The 20,955-nt window shown below is 37.8% G+C and carries 22 protein-coding genes; 4 read left to right on the forward strand and 18 right to left on the reverse strand.

The features are described 5' to 3' along the window. Positions 1–112 precede the first annotated feature (112 nt). From MKY07_RS18285 to MKY07_RS18340, 12 genes are all read right to left on the reverse strand, one after another. Positions 113–520, reverse strand: coding sequence for a hypothetical protein (locus MKY07_RS18285; RefSeq protein ID WP_008405804.1), 408 nt, complete (start codon positions 518–520; stop codon positions 113–115). A gap of 345 nt (positions 521–865) precedes the next feature. Next, entirely contained in the window at positions 866–1,147 is a 282-nt protein-coding gene (locus MKY07_RS18290; protein WP_008405806.1) for a GNAT family N-acetyltransferase, read from the reverse strand. A gap of 96 nt (positions 1,148–1,243) precedes the next feature. Continuing rightward, positions 1,244–2,158, reverse strand: a complete 915-nt coding sequence (locus MKY07_RS18295) for a DUF1002 domain-containing protein (RefSeq protein ID WP_008405807.1) — start codon at positions 2,156–2,158, stop codon at positions 1,244–1,246. Positions 2,159–2,277: 119 nt separating this feature from the next. Continuing rightward, on the reverse strand, positions 2,278–3,135 hold the full coding sequence (locus MKY07_RS18300) for a S1-like domain-containing RNA-binding protein (protein WP_014822524.1): 858 nt from the start codon (positions 3,133–3,135) through the stop codon (positions 2,278–2,280). A 26-nt stretch (positions 3,136–3,161) separates the two neighbouring features. Further along, the gene (gene mntR, locus MKY07_RS18305) at positions 3,162–3,581 is read right to left on the reverse strand and encodes a transcriptional regulator MntR (RefSeq protein WP_008405810.1); all 420 of its coding nucleotides are present in this window, start codon (positions 3,579–3,581) and stop codon (positions 3,162–3,164) included. Positions 3,582–3,888: 307 nt separating this feature from the next. Continuing rightward, complete coding sequence (locus tag MKY07_RS18310; RefSeq protein ID WP_014822522.1) at positions 3,889–4,170, reverse strand: late competence development ComFB family protein; 282 nt, start codon at positions 4,168–4,170, stop codon at positions 3,889–3,891. Between the two features lie 243 nt (positions 4,171–4,413). Beyond that, a complete protein-coding gene (locus MKY07_RS18315) occupies positions 4,414–6,825 on the reverse strand; it encodes a penicillin acylase family protein (RefSeq protein ID WP_339263317.1) in 2,412 nt (803 codons plus the stop codon). Positions 6,826–6,899: 74 nt separating this feature from the next. Beyond that, complete coding sequence (locus MKY07_RS18320) at positions 6,900–7,658, reverse strand: exodeoxyribonuclease III (protein ID WP_339263318.1); 759 nt, start codon at positions 7,656–7,658, stop codon at positions 6,900–6,902. Positions 7,659–7,760: 102 nt separating this feature from the next. Beyond that, the gene (gene murB / locus MKY07_RS18325) at positions 7,761–8,672 is read right to left on the reverse strand and encodes a UDP-N-acetylmuramate dehydrogenase (protein WP_014822519.1); all 912 of its coding nucleotides are present in this window, start codon (positions 8,670–8,672) and stop codon (positions 7,761–7,763) included. Positions 8,673–8,757: 85 nt separating this feature from the next. Beyond that, positions 8,758–9,063 (reverse strand): helix-turn-helix domain-containing protein, encoded by a 306-nt coding sequence (locus MKY07_RS18330; protein ID WP_008405817.1) that lies wholly within the window; start codon positions 9,061–9,063, stop codon positions 8,758–8,760. 198 nt (positions 9,064–9,261) lie between these two features. Then, positions 9,262–9,900, reverse strand: a complete 639-nt coding sequence (locus tag MKY07_RS18335) for an FMN-dependent NADH-azoreductase (protein ID WP_008405818.1) — start codon at positions 9,898–9,900, stop codon at positions 9,262–9,264. A 202-nt stretch (positions 9,901–10,102) separates the two neighbouring features. After that, positions 10,103–10,807: a DsbA family oxidoreductase gene (locus MKY07_RS18340; protein WP_339263319.1), complete on the reverse strand. Its 705-nt coding sequence runs from the start codon at positions 10,805–10,807 to the stop codon at positions 10,103–10,105. A 160-nt stretch (positions 10,808–10,967) separates the two neighbouring features. On the opposite strand from MKY07_RS18340, the gene MKY07_RS18345 reads away from it, so the two are divergent. Continuing rightward, complete coding sequence (locus MKY07_RS18345) at positions 10,968–12,344, forward strand: FAD-dependent oxidoreductase (protein ID WP_339263320.1); 1,377 nt, start codon at positions 10,968–10,970, stop codon at positions 12,342–12,344. Positions 12,345–12,365: 21 nt separating this feature from the next. Here MKY07_RS18345 and MKY07_RS18350 read toward each other — a convergent pair whose 3' ends face one another. The 3 genes from MKY07_RS18350 to MKY07_RS18360 all read right to left on the reverse strand — a co-directional run bounded on the left by MKY07_RS18350 (position 12,366) and on the right by MKY07_RS18360 (position 15,856). Beyond that, positions 12,366–13,292: a manganese-dependent inorganic pyrophosphatase gene (locus MKY07_RS18350; protein ID WP_008405822.1), complete on the reverse strand. Its 927-nt coding sequence runs from the start codon at positions 13,290–13,292 to the stop codon at positions 12,366–12,368. 133 nt (positions 13,293–13,425) lie between these two features. Further along, the gene (locus tag MKY07_RS18355) at positions 13,426–14,283 is read right to left on the reverse strand and encodes a MurR/RpiR family transcriptional regulator (RefSeq protein ID WP_339263321.1); all 858 of its coding nucleotides are present in this window, start codon (positions 14,281–14,283) and stop codon (positions 13,426–13,428) included. Between the two features lie 340 nt (positions 14,284–14,623). Next, entirely contained in the window at positions 14,624–15,856 is a 1,233-nt protein-coding gene (locus tag MKY07_RS18360; RefSeq protein WP_008405826.1) for an MFS transporter, read from the reverse strand. A 209-nt stretch (positions 15,857–16,065) separates the two neighbouring features. Between MKY07_RS18360 and thrC the strand changes: the two genes are divergently transcribed. From thrC to MKY07_RS18375, 3 genes are all read left to right on the forward strand, one after another. Then, positions 16,066–17,124: a threonine synthase gene (gene thrC / locus MKY07_RS18365; RefSeq protein ID WP_339263322.1), complete on the forward strand. Its 1,059-nt coding sequence runs from the start codon at positions 16,066–16,068 to the stop codon at positions 17,122–17,124. Continuing rightward, positions 17,121–18,020: a homoserine kinase gene (thrB, locus tag MKY07_RS18370; RefSeq protein ID WP_339263323.1), complete on the forward strand. Its 900-nt coding sequence runs from the start codon at positions 17,121–17,123 to the stop codon at positions 18,018–18,020. Before thrC ends, thrB begins: the two co-directional genes overlap by 4 nt. Before the next feature lie 167 nt (positions 18,021–18,187). Next, entirely contained in the window at positions 18,188–18,835 is a 648-nt protein-coding gene (locus MKY07_RS18375) for an NAD(P)H-binding protein (protein WP_008405832.1), read from the forward strand. 85 nt (positions 18,836–18,920) lie between these two features. Here the strand turns inward: MKY07_RS18375 and zupT are convergent, their stop codons facing one another. The 3 genes from zupT to MKY07_RS18390 all read right to left on the reverse strand — a co-directional run bounded on the left by zupT (position 18,921) and on the right by MKY07_RS18390 (position 20,935). Continuing rightward, positions 18,921–19,742, reverse strand: coding sequence for a zinc transporter ZupT (zupT, locus tag MKY07_RS18380; protein ID WP_014822515.1), 822 nt, complete (start codon positions 19,740–19,742; stop codon positions 18,921–18,923). A 147-nt stretch (positions 19,743–19,889) separates the two neighbouring features. Beyond that, positions 19,890–20,483 carry a phosphatase PAP2 family protein gene (locus MKY07_RS18385; RefSeq protein WP_339263324.1) on the reverse strand — a complete coding sequence of 198 codons (594 nt, stop codon included), beginning with the start codon at positions 20,481–20,483 and terminating at the stop codon, positions 19,890–19,892. 119 nt (positions 20,484–20,602) lie between these two features. After that, the gene (locus MKY07_RS18390) at positions 20,603–20,935 is read right to left on the reverse strand and encodes an antibiotic biosynthesis monooxygenase (RefSeq protein WP_008405838.1); all 333 of its coding nucleotides are present in this window, start codon (positions 20,933–20,935) and stop codon (positions 20,603–20,605) included. Positions 20,936–20,955: the final 20 nt, after the last annotated feature.

Genomic DNA, 20,955 nt, shown 5'->3' on the forward strand with positions numbered 1-20,955 from the left:
GGACAAACCCTTTTTATCGTTTTGGTTCAAACATTATTAAACCCCCTCATCATCATAAAAAAAAGGAGGCTACTTTCCCGCCCACCTTGTTTTTTATAGTTCAGCTATTCGCTTATGCTCGTTTGTCCTGTTCATGATTGTAATAATTTGTTGTTGTTTGAGCGCCTTCTTCGACCATTTGGTTACCTTCTAGCGTATGGTCTGCAATCTCTCCAGCTGTCACTGCAACATCTTCCAGTGATTCCTCTTTGTAATCCTCTTTTCCAACAGAAGCCGATTTAGCCATATTTGTATCTAAATCTCCTGTTGATGACGGATGCGCGTTTTCATTACTATAACCAGCCGATTTGTCTTGAACTTTCTGCATTAGGCCTTGCACTCCACCGCTTTCATTCACTTTCCCTTTTGCTTTGTTTAAATAATCCATTGCTTTATCACGGTTTTCCTTTTTACTTAAAAATGAAGCAGCACCTGCTAATAATCCAGCAACTACAACGCCTTTACCTTTTAATTTAGCCATAATAATATTACCTCCCAATTCAAAATTTAATTTCACTTTTCATATAAATTAATATACCCTTCGAAATTCTTTTAAAACATTTGCTGTTATAGGATTAAAAAATACCTGAATTGGATAAATATATATAAATAAAATAAAAGGAGTGTTCAATATGTTTCAAAACAAAGAAATTACATATAAAGGTACGGAAATTTTTGCACTTCTCGGTGTCTCAGGAGTTATCACTGCTATGATTTCATTATTTGTAGGGTTTTAAACAACCATGATCGTAAATCTAAAGAAAGTTATAATTCCATAATAAAACACGATTTTCAAAAGAAATGAAAATCGTGTTTTTTTATATTGCTATACTTTTACATCGTCATACGCGTCGCTTTTTTGGAATGAAGAAACGACATATGAGCAAATGGCATTCATCTTGTAATTGTTTTCTCGTGCGTAGTCCGCAGCTGCATCTAAAAGCTTTTTGGCTACCCCTTGACCGCGCAGTACATCCGATACATACGTATGGTCCATATTCATGACACCATCACGTAAAACCCAAGTAATCTCAGCAACACGCTGACCATTCAACTCATATTCCAGAGCACCATAGTTGTTCCCTTTGTCTTTATAAATAAATTCCATATTTCTCCCTCCTTTTGTACTTCACAATATACCATAATTTGAATTTTCATTAAAAATAAAAGCACCCGTTAAGGAGTGCCTTCATTAAAAACTATTTTATTTGAACCAGGACGAAATTGTATCGATTAAATTATTGAAGAAATTTTTGACGCTTTGCCAAAATCCTTCATCCTCCAGTATTGCACCGAACTTCTCATCGAACTTTGCCGTTAAATCTGATAACTGTGAAGATAATTTACTGAAGTCAATATTCAGATTACTAATTCGGTCCATTAAATCAACTAAAAGCTGACGGTCTGCTTCACTCAAATTGATTTGCAGTTTATTCAGCTGTTCTTCAACAATTTGCTGAACCTCTTCTTTTGTTGCCGGTTTATTTTCTGCAATTGCTTTTTTAATTTCCGTTAATAGTTCCGCTACTTGTTCATCTGAAACACCTGCCGATTCGGCAAGTGATGTAGCAACGGATAATTCGTCATTTGCGACATCTGTACGTTCAATATCTAATGTCTCACCTGTTTTTACTTCATATGCTTTATATATACCGACTAATGCAGAGTGACCTGTTACTGGTTTCGGTGCTGCAATTTCTACAATCGCATCTTCAATACCTGCCGTTAACATGGCACTTGCATACATTTCCGATGTTACCTGTGTAATATTATCTGGTGTTACGATACTAATTGTAAGTCCCTTACCTGCATCTTGGCGTGTAATTTTAGCTGATGAAAACATGCGTGAACTAGGGTTACTATCTTTTATATATTTTGCTAAATCCTGTCCTGTAATCGTAATTTCATCTATTTCTGTCTCTTTATCTACACGCAATGCTATTTTCACTGTTTCTTTTTCATCAGCAGATAAATTACCTCCATAAACAACGATTGGTACGCCGAGCTTTTCATTGATTGGATTCTTTTGTTCTGTAGCAGCCGCAGAAGCAGACATTGGTAAAACAAAAGAAATCAGTAGCACAAATGCAGCAATAACAGCCATCCATTTTTGTTTCATTTATAAATCCCCCTTTACGAATGTATATGTTGTCCAATTTTACTATACATTCTTTAATTAATACGAATAAAAAAAGTAAAAGGTTTCATATACATTTCCCCTTTTACTTATAGTTGTATCTAAACGATTTCTGTCCAGCCGTCTTTTTGCGTAATTTTGCGCGCTTTCATTAAAGTACCTAGTGCACGCTTAAACGAACCTTTACTCATCTTGAACATTTCAGAAATTTCCTCTGGTGTTGACTTATCACCAAACGGCATTTTTCCGCCGACACTTTCCAAATATGCAAAGATTTTTTCCGCATCTTCCCCTAAACGCTCATGCTTTCGAGGTAAAAATGATCCGTTTAACGAGCCATCTTCCTTCACATCAATAATGCGCACCTGCACTTCTTGTCCTAAACGAGGCTCAGCCTTCATTTCAGATTCGTGTACGAAAATACGATGAGGGTTATCAACGCCTAATAAAAATGAACCTACCGGTAATAGACGGTATGGTCGAGCAGTAATATTTTTGTTGAACATGTCTTCCGCTGCGCCTTCATACATGTCATTAACTTTTTCTTCAGTAATTAGACGACCGAATAAATCACCGTTGCGATCTGTACGTAATGTAATATACAAATGATCTCCTGACTCTGGCCATACTTCTTCAATAGCCGGTAAATCTTCGGCACGCACTAATACTTCACGTGACGTACCAATATCACAAAAAGCACCTTCTTTTGTCACTTTTAACACACGTGCCCAACCGTAATCCGCTTCTGTAATATGAGGAATTGCCGTCGTTGCCTGAAGGTCTCCTCGGCGATCTGTATAAAGGAATACTTTTAAAACATCGCCAATCGCAATTGTTTCTGCTACATCTGATGCATTTAAAGGAATTTCCAAATCACCATTTGTTAAAATATAGCGTGACCCTTGTTCTTCCAATACCGTTAATTCCACTACTTGTCCTGATTTTATTAACTGATTCATCATATTCTCCTTTTTCTTGTCAATCATTACATACTATGATTTGATTTCATTTCTTCCAGCTTCTTTGTAATTTGAGGCTCTTCTTCTAAAAGCTGCACAAGATCAGCAATGCGATCAATGGAATTCCAGCTCAAGTGATGTTCAATACCTTCAACGTCTTCATATATACGTTCTTCATCGACCCCTATTAAACGCAAAAATTGTTCCAGCAAATCATGTCGCTGAACAAGTCTCTTTCCTAACTTTTGCCCTTTTGGCGTTAATGTTAAGCCTCTATATTTTTCATATATCAAATAGCCGTCTTTATCTAATTTCTGCACCATTTTTGTAACGGAGGAAGGTAGAACAGATAAAGCTTCCGCAATATCGGACACACGCGCATACCCTTTATGTTCAATTAGTAGATAAATTTGTTCAATGTGGTCCTCCATGCTAGGTGTTGGCATAGCTGTTCCCTCTCTTTCCAATTGCTCCTTTCAGTTTACTACAATTTCACGCAAAAAGTTAACTGAAAACAGTAAACACCGAAATATACATCCGCTTGGCTGCATAACAATTTGGTTCCGGTTACATAGGAAGCGGATTAGTCATCTGTTGCCGAAAATCGTGACAATTTTAAACTACGCAAAAATGGGTTAAAAGAAAAAGGCTATTGCAATTAGTATGCCCCTAATTGAATAACCTCTTCATTTTATCTTTTACAAAACTTGATCATAACTGCTTATATACATAAAAACGCATTGATATCATTACTTATAGATGCTTAGGATATTGTTTTACGATGTGAAGTGCACGAATAATTTGTTTGTTAATTTCCTCAAGATATTCCGGGGTGCTCATTTGTTTAAATACAGCATCTCTCGTCTCATCTGACGTAACATAACGAGCAGGCAATACATTTAAAACAATTGCATTCACATCCATCTCACATTGTTCACAATGGCAAAATGTTTGATATTCAACGCCATGCAGCAGAAAACTAACAAGCCCTTTTACAATTTCCTCTGTAACATTTATTAATTTAATACCTGACATTGTATCTTTCGCCTCATTTATATAACTAGATTGTCTTCTTTAATCATATAACGCGAAGTAATATAACTCAAACATTTTTATTAGCATATGTGACTATTTTACTTTAATTTTATATTTTCAACTCTATATTTTAACTCATTCCAATATCAATACTGCACTACTTTTCTCCTTTTATTAGCATATAAAATTTAAAGCAACATTTAAAAATCCTCCCTTTTGAAAAAGGGAGGATCATTCAAACTTCTATTCAGCTTTTAAAATTAACTCGTAACCATGGTCGATATCGCCATTGATTTTTGTTTTATGATAGCGGCCGTAAACCCAGTTTGACGTTTGGTTGTCATACCATTTAGATTTCACATGTCCGCTCTGCCCTGGACCAACAATATGATATGCTGATTTTAAATTATCCAAATCAGCTACAAAGCGCCATGATGCCCCGTGATTTACATTCCCGCTGCCATCTTCAGAAGCTGCTTGTACGGTAACACTAGAACCGCCAACCGGTAGTTTTTCAGGGTTGACATAGTCCGCTAAAAAGTCGGATGCGCTTGCTAATGGATGATCGAATGTGAGCTGATTATAGCTGCCCCATTTCCATTTTGAAACCGACGTCCCAAATTTACCTTTAATTTTTGTAATTGCATCCTCGAATGCAGTGTAAACGAATTTATCCAGTCCGCCTTCTTCTGTAATCCAGACACCCGGATTACCTGCATATGCATCACGCAGCATCTGGTCGGTAATTTGCGATTTAGCTGGCATTAATTTATAAACATCTTCAGGCATTGCATCCTGGAATAATGCCTTTTCCATATTTTCAATTAAGAAATGGTATACAAGTGGTGCACCTTGGTCTTTATCATCGTAGTACTCCCACTCTTCCAGAAGTGTTATGACATTCTTGTATTTGCCATCTTTATCTTGAGCTTTAATCGTTTCAAGTAAGTCTGGTAAAAATTCTTGGGCATGCAAATTCTTTTTATCCATTTGCATCCCTTTCATTTCTGCAACAGACAGCTTTAATAATTCACCTGTTTCCTCATCATACATCGGTGTTTGAATCATCTCTACGATTCGCTCATATCGATAAGGCTGTGCCCAAAGATTTGAAATATGGTAAGGGTATTCCTCGCCTACAACTTGATTATTTGCTGTTGCAATAAACCCTTCTTCCGGATTAATAACAGTTGGCAGCTCATCAAACGGGATATAGCTTTCCCAACCGTATTCCGAAGAGTTACCTGGCACTGGCAATGCACCTGTACCTTGTTTACGGATTGGTACTAGTCCATTTGCTTTGTATGCAATTGTTCCATCAGTTGAAGCAAACACAAAGTTTTGCGCCGGTGCTTTAAAGTCCTCTAACGCAACTTCAAACTCTTCCCAATCTGTCGCTTTATTGAAACCTAATACTGCTTTTAGTTCCTGTGTTGATTGTAATGCTGTCCACTGCATAGAGAACTGCTCTTTCATCTTTGTATCTTTAAGCATAATGTTGGAAATAATTGGACCATGGCGTGTTTCCACAACTTCAAAGTCCACCGTTTCACCGTCTTTTACTTTGATTGGCTCTTGTCGAACAGTTGCCTCTTCCCACTCGCCGTCATATTCAAATTGATACGGGTTTTCCGGGTTGGGTGTTTCAATATATATATCTTGCACATCTGGGTTCACATTCGTTACGCCCCATGCAATTTGTTCGTTATGCCCAAGAATAATTCCAGGGATCCCTGCAAAAATTACACCACTTACATTTTGTTCTGGTGATTGCAAATGCATTTGATACCATACAGACGGGGTGCTTAATCCTAGATGCGGATCATCTGCAAGCAATGGCTTACCTGACTTTGTCAGCTCGCCACTTACAACCCAGTTATTACTGCCGTTATGTTCTGATGGTAAATAATCTGTTGGAATAGCACTTGCAATATCTGTTTCCAGATTTAAATTCGCTTCAATAATTGATTGTGCGTTTTCTGGATACTCTACAAATAATTCTTCAGCTTGTTCTTGTGTATAGTTTTGCATTGCCCATGAACGGAATACTTGCTGATTCCAGTTTCCACCTAAGTCATATGCCATATATTTTCCGATTGTTAATGAATCAATCGGTGTCCATGCTTCAGGTTTATACCCAAGTAGTTTGAATTCATATGAAAGTTTGCTTGTATCTTTTACTTCATCGATAAAAGCATTTACACCTTCTGTATACCACTCCAGGATTTGTTTTGACTGGGCATCATAATCATCCCATGATTGTTCCGCAGCATGACGTAAACTAAATGTCCGGAAAAACTTATCTGTATTTACTGCAGATTCACCTACGACTTCAGCTAATGTACCACTTGCTTGGCGGCGCGCTAAATCCATTTGGAATAAACGATCCTGCGCCTGTACATAGCCTTGTGCACGGTAAAGATCCGCATCAGACTTGGCAACAATGTGCGGTACTCCTACACCATCTCTCGTAACTTCTACATCCTCATCTAAAATGGAGACAGCAAGCTCACCTTCAATGACAGGTTTAGAATTTGATACGTATAAGTGCAATCCTGCTACCGCTGCACCACCTACAATAATTAAAATCCCAACTGCCCAAATGACAATGTTAATAAATTTGCGTCCTTTTGACTTTTTCGCCTGTTGCGCCATAAATTCCACCTCTTTTTTTCGTTTTTTACAAAGCAATATGCTGTAAAAGTTCTATCTCTATTAGTCTATTCATCTTACACCGTTTTTAATTTTAATACGATAGGGCAATGATCGCTACCTAAAATTTCTGAATGTATAGATGCTTCCTCTATTTTTTCAACTAGTCGGTCAGAGATAATAAAGTAGTCGATGCGCCAGCCGATATTTCGCTCACGTACTTTCGCCATGTAACTCCACCATGTAAAGTGGTCGGTTACATCCGGATGGAAATGACGAAACGTATCTGTAAACCCACTTGCGAGTAAGTCTGTCATCTTTCCGCGCTCTTCATATGTAAATCCGGAATTACCGATATTGGATTTCACATTTTTAATATCCAGTTCACTATGGGCAACATTTAAATCTCCACAATAAATGACGGGCTTTTTCGCATCAAGTTCCTTTAAATATATTCTCATTCGGTCTTCCCAAAGCAGCCGTTCCTCCAAACGAGTTAAATCTCTTTTTGCATTAGGTGTGTATGTATTCACTAAATAAAAGTTTTCATACTCCAATGTAAGGATTCGGCCTTCATCTGCCGCAATTTCATTTTCAATGCCGTAATAGACAGCTAACGGCTCGTGTTTCGTAAATACCGCTGTACCGGAGTAGCCTTTTTTCACTGCTGAATGCCAATATTGATAGTATCCTTCTAGTTGGAGATCAATTTGTCCTACCTGGCATTTTGTTTCTTGTAAACAGAAAAAGTCCGCATCCATTTTCCGAAAATAATCCAAAAACCCTTTATTCACACATGCACGTATCCCATTCACATTCCACGAAATAAATTTCATCTTTCTTACTCCTTTTATGTAACATATATTAAATTAACCATTAAAAAAAAGAGAACTCGCGCTAAATTAGCACGAGTTGGAATTTCACTTTATCTTTCAAGATTAGTCTTCACCGACGATTTTTACTTCCATTTCCAAATCGATATCAAACTTCTCTTTTACGACACGCTGTACCATTTGAATTGTATCGATATAGTCTTTTGCCGTAGCATTGTTTTTATTGACGATAAATCCTGCATGCTTTGTAGAAACCTCGGCCCCACCAACACCCTTACCTTGCAATTCACTATCCTGAATGAGCTTACCTGCAAAATAACCTGGTGGACGTTTAAATACACTGCCTGCTGAAGGATATTCGAGGGGTTGCTTCGATTCACGCTGGAATGTTAAATCAGCAATTTTTTCATCGATTTGCTGTTGATCGCCTTGCGCTAATTGGAACGTAGCTGACAGCACGAGATATCCTTTTTTTGCAATAATACTTTTACGGTAAGAAAGCTCCAGTTGTTCGTTGTTCAGCTCAAGAATCTTTCCTTCCGGTGTCAGTACTCTACAAGATGTGACGATATCTTTAACCTCACCACCGTAAGCGCCGGCATTCATCGCCATTGCTCCTCCGATCGAACCTGGAATACCGCATGCAAATTCAAACCCAGTTAAACTTTTAGCTGCAACTTGTTTTGACACTTCTTTAATCAATGCACCACTTTGCGCATAAACCGTATTACCTTCAATGCGAATTTCATCCAATAAGGCAAAATGCAGGACGATTCCACGGACACCACCATCACGAACGACCATATTAGACCCGTTCCCCAGCATGAGTAGCGGCACATTATTTTCATACGCATACTTAACGACAGCTGCTGCTTGCTCTTCTGTATTCGGCAGCACTAAAATATCTGCCTTACCGCCAAGTTTTGTCATCGTATATTTTTTTAGTGTTTCATTTATTTTTATATTAGTTGAAGGAATCCATTGTAATAAATCATTTTCCCACTGTTGAATTGTCATAAAAAACATTTTCCTTTCTTGTAAAGCTGACGTACTTTTTAAGTATCTGTTTTTATAACGCTTTTTACAAGTAAAACAACATGATTTATAACCAAGTTTTCGCCCAGATCTCAATTTCTCTAACAGTTTGTTCAAGGGAAAGCCCTTTATCTGTTAAATTATACTCTACACGAACCGGTACTTCTGAGTATACTTTACGTTCAACAATTCCTTCTTTTTCGAGTTCCTTTAAACGCTCCGACAATAAGCGTCCACTAATCGGCAATGCTGCTTCGATCGCATTGAAACGTTGAGGTCCTTCCAACAATTGATAAATAATTAAAGCTGTCCAGCGTTTCCCAACAAGCTCCATTGCTTTCGATAGACGCGGACATAGCGCTGATTCTTTCATTTTCTTCACCTCATATTCACTACTCTAAATCTAAATTTATTTAACTGCTACATATTATATTACCACTTCTCATTAATTACGAAAAGTAAGTAGCTTACTGCCAGGTTAATTTAAAATAATTGCAACTGCTCAATGACATAAAAAAGAAGGGAACTCACAACTTTGTGAATTACCCTTCTTTACTATATGAATAATAAATTATGCTGTTACTTTTGCTAAATTTTGCGCTGCAGCTTTTACTTTTTCTAGACCGTCAGCGATAATTTGTTCAGCGCCCGCTGGATTTGAAGCATGACCTTCGATAATAACTTCATCGATTTTTTCCATGCCATATACGCCACCAATAACTGCATTAATATAATTTACTGACATTTCTGATGCGTTTGCTTGTGGTGTTGAGTAAATACCGCCACGAGCGTTTAATACGATATATTTTTTATCCGTCATTAAGCTTACTAATTGACCTTGTTCGTTATATTTAAATGAATAGCCAGCACCGTATGTGTAATCAATGAATGATTGTAATGCAGCTGGGATTGTTAAGTTCCATAATGGGAATGCAAATACTACTACATCAGCAGCTGTTAATGCTTCACGAGACTTATTGAAAGCAGCTAAAGAACCTTCTTGGATTGCTGATAATTCTTCGCCTGCTTGTGCTTTACCGAAAGCGTTGAATAATTCTTGACCGAAATATGGCATATTCTCTTCAAATACGTCAAAAGTTGTTACGTTTAAACCTTCATTATTCGCTACTTCAGCAATGAATGTTTCATACATTTTTGTTGATACGCCATCTGGGCGGTTATTCGCTTTTACTACTAATACGTTTGTCATTTTCATTCTCCCTAATATTTTTAATATTATTTATTTTTGCAATTTTATCTTGTTTTAAAGTATCTCAAATTCGAGGTACTTTTATATAATAAAAGAACAACCTAAAAAAATCAATTAGATTGTTCTCATACTTTAGTCTGAATTCCCATTTCGGTTTTATATAAAAATACGAATCTAGGTAAATTCACTCGTTTTATTGCTTTTAAATATCACAAGAATCATCGGTACACGCAGCCCCGTCTACACCTTGCATTTTTAAAGGCTTACGTAAACCCATTTCCTGTGCTGCCTTTTCGATTGTTTGCTCAAACACTTCCTGTGGCTGTGCACCTGAAATACCGTACTTATTATCAATAACAAAGAAAGGTACGCCTCGTACACCAAGATTTTGAGCAACCGCAATATCTTGCTCAACTTGCCCCAAATACTCATTGCTCTCGATCACTTGTCGTGCTTTTTCAGCCGATAACCCGACTTCTTCTGCTAATGTCAGTAACACATCAGTTTGCCCGATTGCTTCACCTTCTAAAAAGTAGGCTTTTAACACACGCTCGGTGAACTCTTTTTCTTTTCCTTCTGTTTCAGCCCATTTCGCTAAACGGTGCGCTTTTACAGTGTTAGCACTTTTCATTTCATCAAAATTGTACTCAAGCCCTACTTCTTTGGCACGTGCTGTAACATTTGCTGTCATCTTCTTCACTTCATCTAATGAAATCTGGTATTTTCGTGACAATTCTTCATAGACAGAGCTTGTTGTATCAACTGGTGTGGAAGGATCCAATAAATAGCTTTTATATGCTACTTCAATCGCATCTCCATACCCAAGTTCATCTAATGCGATTTCTAACTGTTTTTTGCCGATATAGCAAAAAGGACATACATAATCAGACCATACTTCGATTTTCATGCTCATCACTCTCCTTGTCTTGTATTGTAGCGAGCAATTATTCAAAAGTACAATGTTTGAAACTCTCTACTCCCCACTAGTTGCGTAATGACTTAATTTGTAGCATAACTGAATAAATCAATGCCAAATACCCAATGCTAAAAAATAAAAAGGTGATATTTTGAAAAAATCTCTATGGCTTCCAACACATTCAGAATTTTCTGCTCCAACACTTCAAGAATCGATTAACTGCGATATCTGTATTATCGGTGGGGGGATTAGCGGTATTTATACAGCCTATTCACTTGCTAAAGAGGGGCTGCAAGTTGTGCTAATTGAAGCAATGCCTCAGTTTTCACAAGGTACAACAGGCTATTCTACAGGGAAATTAACAGTACAGCATAATGTCATTTACTCAAAACTTAATGAAGAAGACGGGAAAATTTACTACGAGGCAAATAAACAGGCTATCGAACAAGCTGTTTCCGAAAGTAGCACCAGCTTTACCCGAGCTACTTCTTATGTTTATACAGCTACCCCTCAAGGAAAAGAGCAGCTTTTAAACGAGGCGGAAAGCTATAAAAAAATTGGGATTCCATTTGTTGCTACAAAGGACATCGAACTTTCGGTTCCTGTAGAACTTGCGCTCGGCATTAAAAATGAAGGTCAGATCAATCCTGTCGAGTTCACAAATACGTATGTTCATTTAGCAAGAAAACATGGAGCACAACTTTATTTAAATACGCGAGTCACTAAATTAGAAATGTCCAAAAATTGTCTTCATACAAGCAATGACCATACTGTCCATTATAAAAAGCTAATTTTATGTACACATTACCCGATTGAATCAATCCGTCAGCTTTATTCGATGAAGCTGCAAATTAAACGGTCCTACTTAACTGCAACAAAATATTCACAACTGTTAGAAGGGCAATATTTAAGCGTTGATGCTCAAAGCCGTACAATTCGAACGGCACTTATCGATAATCAGCCGTACTTTATCTATGGCGGGCAATCGCATACAGCAGGGTCCACAAGTGATACAGACCCGTTTTACGATACATTGCAGCATGAACTAACAACAGATTTTGAACTTCCTCCATATGAATATGGCTGGAGTGCCCAGGATATTATGACTGCAGACCAAATTCCTTACATCGGCCAGCTTTCCCCAAGCGATGACAGTTTGTATATTGCAACGGGTTTCAATAAATGGGGGCTTTCCTCATCGCTTGTTGCAGGAACATTGCTTACAGATCTTATTAAAAGAATTGCAAACCCGGCAGCTGCTTTATTCTCACCGGACCGTTCGAATTTCGGAAAGACTTTTTACTTTATGCTGCAAACGGGCGGAATGATCGGAAAAGAGCTTGTAAAAGGCTATATCGACAGACCGGATGCGCCTAAGTGTACACACCTCGGCTGTAAAACAAGATGGAATGTAGCTGATGATACATGGGATTGTCCATGTCATGGATCCCGGTACAACGCAAAAGGCGAAGTCATCGAAGGCCCTGCCGTCTATCCGTTAAAAATGAAAAAATCCGGTAACTCTTAAAAGAGTTACCGGGTTTATTTTTTATTTTAAGTTTTCCGTTAATACTGGAACGATTTGTTTTTTTCGTGATACAACGCCAGGCAAGCTGATGCGACCGTTGACAATTGTTGCACCAAAGGCTTTCGCTGCTTCTTCGGCAACTTGTCCAGCTGCTACTGCTGTTGAATCATTGTTTAAAATATCCGTTACAACGAAGAAGAATAAATCAAGGCCGTTATCCGCAATATTTTTGTTCAATAAGTTTTCAAGCTCTTCTTGGCGACCAAGAACGTCCTCGATATCCACTGCGTTTACTTGGGCAACCGTCGCTTTATATTCACCAAATTCAAAGCCTTTTGCATCCAATGACAATAAATCTTCCAATGACTTATCTGAAAGGTCCGCACCTGCTTTTAGCATAGCTAAACCATATTGTGCAGTATCAACATTTGCAATGGCTGCCAATTCTTCACCAGCTTTTACATCTTGCTCTGTGCATGTCGGTGATTTGAATAATAATGTATCTGAAATAATTGCAGAAAGCATTAAACCCGCAATATTAGCCGGAATTTCCACATTATTTTCTTTAAATAATTTATTTAAAATTGTCGCTGTACAACCTACAGGCTCCGCACGGAAATAGAGCGGATCAGCTGTTGTAAAGTTCGCAATACGGTGATGATCGATTACTTCCGTGATTTGTACGTCTTCAATTCCATCTGCCGATTGCTGGAACTCATTGTGGTCCACCAAAATTACATGTGCCGCTTCGTCTTTTACGTTCGCAATTAGACGCGGTGCTTCAAAGTTGAATTTTTCCAGTGCATACTTTGTTTCATTATTTAATTCTCCAAGACGAACTGCTTCTGCATCCACACCTAATTGTTGTTTTAAGTATGCATAAACAATTGCTGAAGTAATTGTATCTGTATCTGGATTTTTATGTCCGAAAACTAATGTTTTACTCATGAGTGAGCCTCCTATTTAATTGCTTTTCGCTCTTCATTTTAACATAACGTTCATAAAGTGAAAAACAGAAGATTTGCCAATATTACATAGCAAAAAGTAAAACTGTAGGGGCTATGGGTTAGCCCTTACAGTTTTAGCTGATTGCTATAAAATTCGATGTATTCAAAGCGCTTTTTGTGTTTTTAGTATACTGCTCATATTGTTTCGGGTTTTGATCTACCATCGATTCCACTAATATATGTAAAAGAGAGAAAACCGCAATTGTACATGTGATTCCGGATTCTTTTGTATTAGGAACGATGAGTACGGGGTTAGCCGGTTCCTCTTGAGTAGTAAGCTCTTTATTGCGGATTGCGACAATTTTCACATTTTTTCTTTTAGCAATCTCTACTATTGTCGCCATATCTTCATATTCTTCATCAAGCGATATAATGAAAAGCAAGGAGTCTTCATCCATATATGCAACCTGCTGTGCAATTTTGTCTGCCTCATGGGGAATAAAATGAACGTGGTCTCGTAACCTATTGACATTGCTGTACATCCAAAATGCAACTGGTGTCGATTGTCTGAAACCTAAAAAGTGGATTTTTTTTGCTGTATGTAATAATTGCACAACTTCTTCAACATCCTGCTCTTTTAGTTGGTTGAAAGTTTTTGAAATGTTGGCGATATCTTTTTTTACAATGTCTGCCCCAATGTGATTTCGGATTTTTTTAACAGGCATCGCTTGTTTAACTTCGCTTGCTTCACCTTTCTCCATTAAATGTTCCTTCAGTTTATCTTGGAGCTCACTAAAACCTGCTAAATCCATTGAATAGCAAAATCTTATTACAGTCGATTCACTTACATCCGCTAATCTTCCTACTTCGGAGGCGGTATTTGTCCACACAATATTCGGATTATCCATTACAAACTGAGCAACTTTCCGCTGCCCCTTAGAAAGGCGAATAAACTTCTTTTTAATATTTTCACAAATAGTCAAATTCTCCATCTCCCTTTCTTCTATTTTTCCAATAAAATGCTTTCTCACTCACTAATGTAACTTTACGTGCACTAAATTCTTAATAATAAAAAATACATTATCATGAATAATAATAGAATTCAACGAGTTTTCTGAAAAAACTTTAGCATACTAAAGAATATAAAATTTCAAATAGAAAATTGACATACTTTTGTAAAATATATAGTTTATAAAAGAACTATTATTAAAAATCCTGTTAAGCGCATTCACATATTAGGTATTTTTTTACATATTAAAAGAACCTGCACTTTTTTAATAGCACAGGTCCTTATTATTTATTATACTCTATGGATTGCCATTCGGCGTTTAACTATTGTAATTCTGTTTGCTTCGTTTCTTTACCTAAAAAAATAACCGCTAATACACCAATAACGATGGCTACACAGAAAATAGCGAAAATAAAGCTAATATCATAACCTTTTGTCAGCAGTGTCCCCACTAATAACGGACCGAAAATACCTCCAACTCGACCTATTGCTGCCGCCATACCAGCTCCCGTTCCACGTACGATTGCCGGATATTGCTCAGGTGTATAGGCATATAAAGCACCCCATGCTCCCAAGTTAAAGAATGAAAGCAACATACCCGAAATTAATAATGTTTCGATCGTTTCTGCACCACCGAACACAAAGGCACTTGCTGCAGTACCTAATAAATATGTAACTAATACAAATTTCCGCCCAAACTTTTCGATAAACCAAGCAGCTGTAAAATAACCTGGTAATTGGGCTAAAGTCATAATTAATACATATTTAAAACTTGATATTAAATCAAATCCTTTGCCAACCATTACACTTGGTAACCATAAAAACATGCCATAATATGAAAATACAACTGCAAACCATAAAACCCAAAGCATTAGTGTAGAACGTGCATACTTTTTCTCCCATAATGTTGCGATATTTTGAAATACTGAACGTTTTTTCGATTCCTCTTTTACCCTGAACTGTGGAGAGTCCGGTAATTTCATTCTTATATAAATTGCATAAAGTGCAGGAATTGCCGTAATTAATAATGCAACTCGCCAGCCTTCTAGTGGCCAAAATTCAGCCGGTATAACGAAATAGGCAATAAGCGCAGCAATTAGCCAGCCTCCAGCCCAAAAACTTTCAAGTAAAACAACAACTCTTCCGCGTTCTTCAGCTTTTACGCTTTCAGATACAAGTGTCGAAGCAACCGGTAATTCCCCGCCAAGCCCCATTCCAACAAAGAAACGTAATATTAAAAAGAGCGTTAACGTTGTCGTAAAAGCGGATAATCCACTCGCAACGGAGAAAATTATTAATGTCCACATAAAAATTTGTTTACGCCCAACTTTATCTGCAAGTACACCAAATAACACCGCACCTACTGCCATACCGATGGAGTTTACACTTGCAATCCAACCCATTTGACTACTATTCAATCCCCAGTCAACCGCAAGTGCTGCAATGATAAAGGATAGTATTCCAACATCCATTGCATCGAACATCCATCCAACCCCTGCTATACGTAAAAGTTTATTACGTGATAAGGGCTTTTGTTCATTTGTTCCCACTGACATTACTTTCCCACCTTCCATGTGTCTTTACACCTGACTTAACAACATTATTATAATACATTTCTTTCTTAAAAGTGACAACATTTTTTTTACTTAACAAATTGTTCCGACAATTTAACAATTCCTATTGAAATAAGAAACACATAGGTATAAAATGTCTTGTATACAAAAACAAATGTTCACCTAGCGAGAACAGAAGGAGTTTATTATCTATGTGGAAAGGTCTTATCGAAGAATATAAACAGTACCTACCTGTTACTGAAAATACACCTGCTTTATCACTAAATGAAGGAAATACACCACTAATCCCGTTAGTAAATTTATCAAAAGAGCTCGGAATTGAGTTATACGGAAAAATCGAAGGCGCTAACCCAACCGGATCTTTTAAAGACCGTGGTATGGTATTTGCTGTTGCAAAAGCAATTGAAGAAGGTTCTAAAGTTGTTATTTGTGCATCTACAGGCAATACATCCGCTGCTGCAGCGGCATATGCGGCACGTGCAGGCATTCAGTCTATCGTTGTCATTCCAAAAGGCAAAGTAGCACTCGGAAAATTGGCACAAGCATGCATGTACGGTGCAAAGATTATTGAAATTGACGGTAACTTTGATGATGCATTAAATATTGTTCGCAAAATTGGGGAAAATACTCCTATCGCACTTGTTAACTCTGTAAACCCATATCGTATTGAAGGTCAAAAAACAGCTGCGTTTGAAATTGTCGACCAACTTGGTCAAGCACCTGACTACTTATGTATTCCTGTAGGAAACGCAGGGAATATTACAGCTTACTGGAAAGGCTTTAAAGAATATAATGAAGCAAAACAAAGCGGTCTTCCTAAAATGTATGGGTTTGAAGCAGAAGGTGCCGCTGCAATCGTGCAGGGTGCTCCCATTGCAAATCCGGAAACAGTAGCAACAGCGATTCGTATCGGAAATCCAGCAAGCTGGAAGTTCGCTGAAACAGCTCGTGATGAGTCAGGCGGTCTAATTGATGCTGTAACAGATGAAGAAATTTTAGAAGCTTATAAACTAATTGCCAACAAAGAGGGGATTTTTGTGGAGCCGGGTTCAGCTGCTTCATTAGCTGGTGTCATTAAATCTGTAAAAGCCGATAAAATTGCTGCAGGCAGTCGTGTTGTTACAATCTTTACTGGAAACGGCTTAAAAGATCCGGATACAGCGATGAATGTTTCAACTGTTGACCTTGTTTCTTTACAAAATGATGAGCAGGAAATCCGTAATTATATCGAGGGCGTATTTAGTCTATGAGTAAAAAGTGGCAAATCAAAGTTCCTGGCAGTACAGCAAATTTAGGCCCTGGATTTGATTCCATTGGCCTTGGACTATCACTCTATTTAACATTGGATGTCACATTACAAGATGAGTGGGAATTTATGCATATTGGTGACAATGTGCCTTCTGATACGACAGTCGACACACATTTAATTTATACAATTGCACAACAGGTAGCACAGCAATATAATACAACGCTGCCTCCATGTAAAGTTGAGATGACCAGCGAGCTTCCCCTTGCTCGTGGTATTGGCAGCAGCGCGGCAGCAATCGTGGGTGCTATTGAATTAGCCAATATTTTAGGGGATCTGAAATTATCGCAACAAGATAAGCTGAACATTTCATCTCAAATTGAAGGACATCCTGATAACGCAACCGCTTCGGTATTGGGCGGGTTGACGATTTCCTCAATGGACGAAGCCGGAATTGTCGACACACTACATATTCAGAAAATGGATGCAGCATTCGTTGTATTTATCCCGAATATCGAACTTAAAACAGCAGCATCACGCGGTGTTTTACCGGAGCACCTGAAACGTAGCTATGCAGTGCGTGCGAGCGCCAATGCGAATATGCTAGCAGCTTCCCTGATTGCAAAGGATTATGAGCGAATCGGACGTTATATGGAAGCAGACCTTTTCCATGAACCTTTCCGAGCAAACCTTATTCCTACTTATAAAGAAATTCGCGAAGCAGCAAAAAGGGCCGGAGCATATGGAACTGCTTTAAGTGGTGCCGGACCAACATTAATCTCGATGATCCCGCTTGCTTTATCCGAACAGTTTACCTCCTCAATGCAACAACAGTTTCCGGAACACCAAGTTGTAGTGACAACTGCTTCACCATCCGGCTCCACTGTCACAGCTTATTAATAATAAAATTATAGATGAAGCTCTTTATAAGGGTATTTAATGTACGTTATTTCCATATACGAATAACGTACATTTTTTGTTTTTTCTATACAATTTTGTCTTTTATGCATAATTCCCCTTAAATTTGGGTATATTAATAAATCTACTGTTAGAAAGGGGTAATGTTTATGAAAATTGCAGTTATTGGGGCTGCTGGTAAGGCAGGAACTCATATTTTAAGAGAAGCAATAATGAGAAACTTTGATGTGACAGCGATTGTAAAAAATAGGGCAACAGTTCAAGAAGAAAATATTAACATCATTGAAAGCGACCTGTTTAATTTAACAGAGGAACAAATCGCTCCTTTCGATATCTTAATTAATGCTTTTGCTCCACTACCAGGGGAAGAACATTTACATGTTGATGCTGGTGAACATTTAATTTCCTTACTAGAAGGAACAGAGAAAAAGTTGTTCGTCATCGGGAGTTCAGGCTGCCTTTTTGTTGATCGCGAAAAAACAGTTCGCCTTATGGATCTCGAAGATTATCCGGAAGACCTTGCTGTCGCAGCAAAGGCTCAATTGCAGAATCTGCGTGATTTGGAAAGCTCTTCAATCCACTGGTCCTTTGCCATTCCATCGGCAATGTTCGATTCGGATGGACCGCGTACCGGCCACTATATTAAGGGTGAAGAGAAAATTTTAGTAAACTCACAATTTAACAGTTATATCAGTTATGCTGATTTTGCTGTCGCATTGCTCGATGAAATTGAAAAAAATGAATACCCAAATACAACATTTACTGTTGCATCTGAAAATGTAACAGCAGCATCTTAATAAATAGCGCCGAAGCTTTTGGCCTCGACACGAAAAAAAGCCAGCATGTTCCCAATAGGAGATGCTGGGTTTTTTTGTGGAGAAATTAAGTTAACATCACTAAACTGATCGCCATAACTGCCATACCTGCTATTAATCCATAAATTGAAGAATGGGCTTCATCATATTTTTTAGCAGCCGGCAGCAGCTCATCAATCGAAATAAATACCATAATACCTGCAACACCAGCAAAAACAATACCGAACAATGTATCTGTCATAAATTGCATTAGTACTAAGTAGGCAATAAACGCACCGAGCGGCTCTGATAAACCAGAGGCGAACGACCATTTAAATGCCTTCATACGCTTCCCTGTTGCATAAAAGATAGGAATAGCTACCGCAATACCTTCGGGAATATTATGAATGGCTACAGCAATTGCTATCGCTACTCCGACATTCGGGTCCTGCAATACCGCCATAAATGTCGCAATACCTTCCGGAAAGTTATGAATCGCGATTGCTAACGCTGTAAATAAACCCATTTTCATTAACCGGTCTGCTTCTACATCTTCATTTCCGATTAATTGAGCCTTTTGTACATCTTCTACAGACTTTACTTCATGCGGGTTTCTACCCTTTGGAATAAACCGGTCGATTAAGGCAATTAAAAGCATCCCCCCGAAAAAGCCGATGATTGTGTACCAATACCCTACTGTCTCCCCATGAACGTTAACTAAAGCGTCTTTCGCTTTTACAAAAATCTCTACAAGTGATACATAAATCATAACACCTGCTGAAAAGCCTAATGCAACTGAAAGAAACCTTTTATTTGTGCGTGTTGTAAAAAATGCGATCAAGCTGCCAATACCTGTAGCAAGCCCTGCAAATAATGTTAAGCCTAACGCTAATAATACATTCTCATCCATACAATTCTCCTTCTTTATAATCTTTTCTCATATTATACGCACAATGTTTCCTATGTGCAACTTTTTTTAAGCGGGAAACATCTTGTGAGGGTAACCAAACCAAATACTAAAAAAAGGGATTCCTATTCATCAGGAATCCCAATACTACTATTTATTCTTTTTTGACTCATACCATAATACGCATAGGACAAACCAAGTATACCCGATACTCCACCCTGCTATAACATCCGTTGCATAGTGGCGACCTTCCGCTATACGTGATAAACCTATAAAAAAAATAAGGACTAGCATTACACTGTATGTAATAAATTTCCAACTTTTATTTTTCAGCCATTTCGAAATCAAATATGCGAGCGTTAAAAAGAACATTACACTGATTTGCGCATGTCCTGAAGGAAAGCTAAATGAAGTAAGCTGATCTTCAATTTCCGGACGTGGTCGTGAAAAAATACGCTTTAAAAGCTGATTCAGCCCATTTCCAACCCCAACTGTAAGAAGCACAAAGAGCACACCGCGAAAATCTTTTTTAAAGATTGCCAAATACAGCAAGATAATAACGGTTGCAACTATGACAAACTTTATTTCTCCTAAATAATGAAATAAAATAATGAAATTATTACCAAATAATAAAGAGCGGATTTTCATATCAAATGCCTCGAAGCTTGGTATATCAAAATTCAGTGCAATAATAATAAACACCAGCAATGTAACGAATGCAAAAATCGAACCTTTCTTTTTCAAACGATAACCTACTTTCCTTATACGAACTGTTACTTCACTATTATTATATGTAGTATACAAAAAATAAAAATCCACTTCGCTAAAAAACTCTGCAAAGTAGATTCCCTCTTAACCATTCATTATTCTACAACTGTGTAATTTCCGTGCTCCATTGAAATAACGAAATCCGGTTTAGGTGGTTTACCGCCATGCTCTTTGATTTTCGCTTTGTGTCCCGCAATATGCTCCGGACTCTTCTCCCAGGCTTTCCATGCATCCTCCGATTCCCAACGAATAATCATTACAACTTCCTCTTCACCACGTCGCACATTTTTTACAAGCAGTTCACGGCCAATAAATCCTTCACGTTGTTCAAGCATCGTTGGACCTTGACCAGGTTTTTTGCTAAATCGCTCGATAATTTTAAGCGAATTGCCTTCTGTTACGATCCATTTGCGAATTTGTACGAACATTTTAATTCCCCTCTCTTTTA

Origin of the sequence: Solibacillus sp. FSL W7-1472 (genome assembly GCF_037969775.1) — a bacterium.
Taxonomy (GTDB): domain Bacteria; phylum Bacillota; class Bacilli; order Bacillales_A; family Planococcaceae; genus Solibacillus; species Solibacillus silvestris.

Bases quoted from the DNA above. Each gene is read 5' to 3' on its own strand.
- MKY07_RS18285 (WP_008405804.1), bottom strand. From the start codon at position 520: ATGGCTAAATTAAAAGGTAAAGGCGTTGTAGTTGCTGGATTATTAGCA.
- MKY07_RS18290 (WP_008405806.1), bottom strand. From the start codon at position 1,147: ATGGAATTTATTTATAAAGACAAAGGGAACAACTATGGTGCTCTGGAA.
- MKY07_RS18295 (WP_008405807.1), bottom strand. From the start codon at position 2,158: ATGAAACAAAAATGGATGGCTGTTATTGCTGCATTTGTGCTACTGATT.
- MKY07_RS18300 (WP_014822524.1), bottom strand. From the start codon at position 3,135: ATGAATCAGTTAATAAAATCAGGACAAGTAGTGGAATTAACGGTATTG.
- mntR (WP_008405810.1), bottom strand. From the start codon at position 3,581: ATGCCAACACCTAGCATGGAGGACCACATTGAACAAATTTATCTACTA.
- MKY07_RS18310 (WP_014822522.1), bottom strand. From the start codon at position 4,170: ATGTCAGGTATTAAATTAATAAATGTTACAGAGGAAATTGTAAAAGGG.
- MKY07_RS18315 (WP_339263317.1), bottom strand. From the start codon at position 6,825: ATGGCGCAACAGGCGAAAAAGTCAAAAGGACGCAAATTTATTAACATT.
- MKY07_RS18320 (WP_339263318.1), bottom strand. From the start codon at position 7,658: ATGAAATTTATTTCGTGGAATGTGAATGGGATACGTGCATGTGTGAAT.
- murB (WP_014822519.1), bottom strand. From the start codon at position 8,672: ATGACAATTCAACAGTGGGAAAATGATTTATTACAATGGATTCCTTCA.
- MKY07_RS18330 (WP_008405817.1), bottom strand. From the start codon at position 9,063: ATGAAAGAATCAGCGCTATGTCCGCGTCTATCGAAAGCAATGGAGCTT.
- MKY07_RS18335 (WP_008405818.1), bottom strand. From the start codon at position 9,900: ATGACAAACGTATTAGTAGTAAAAGCGAATAACCGCCCAGATGGCGTA.
- MKY07_RS18340 (WP_339263319.1), bottom strand. From the start codon at position 10,807: ATGAAAATCGAAGTATGGTCTGATTATGTATGTCCTTTTTGCTATATC.
- MKY07_RS18350 (WP_008405822.1), bottom strand. From the start codon at position 13,292: ATGAGTAAAACATTAGTTTTCGGACATAAAAATCCAGATACAGATACA.
- MKY07_RS18355 (WP_339263321.1), bottom strand. From the start codon at position 14,283: ATGGAGAATTTGACTATTTGTGAAAATATTAAAAAGAAGTTTATTCGC.
- MKY07_RS18360 (WP_008405826.1), bottom strand. From the start codon at position 15,856: ATGTCAGTGGGAACAAATGAACAAAAGCCCTTATCACGTAATAAACTT.
- thrC (WP_339263322.1), top strand. From the start codon at position 16,066: ATGTGGAAAGGTCTTATCGAAGAATATAAACAGTACCTACCTGTTACT.
- thrB (WP_339263323.1), top strand. From the start codon at position 17,121: ATGAGTAAAAAGTGGCAAATCAAAGTTCCTGGCAGTACAGCAAATTTA.
- MKY07_RS18375 (WP_008405832.1), top strand. From the start codon at position 18,188: ATGAAAATTGCAGTTATTGGGGCTGCTGGTAAGGCAGGAACTCATATT.
- zupT (WP_014822515.1), bottom strand. From the start codon at position 19,742: ATGGATGAGAATGTATTATTAGCGTTAGGCTTAACATTATTTGCAGGG.
- MKY07_RS18390 (WP_008405838.1), bottom strand. From the start codon at position 20,935: ATGTTCGTACAAATTCGCAAATGGATCGTAACAGAAGGCAATTCGCTT.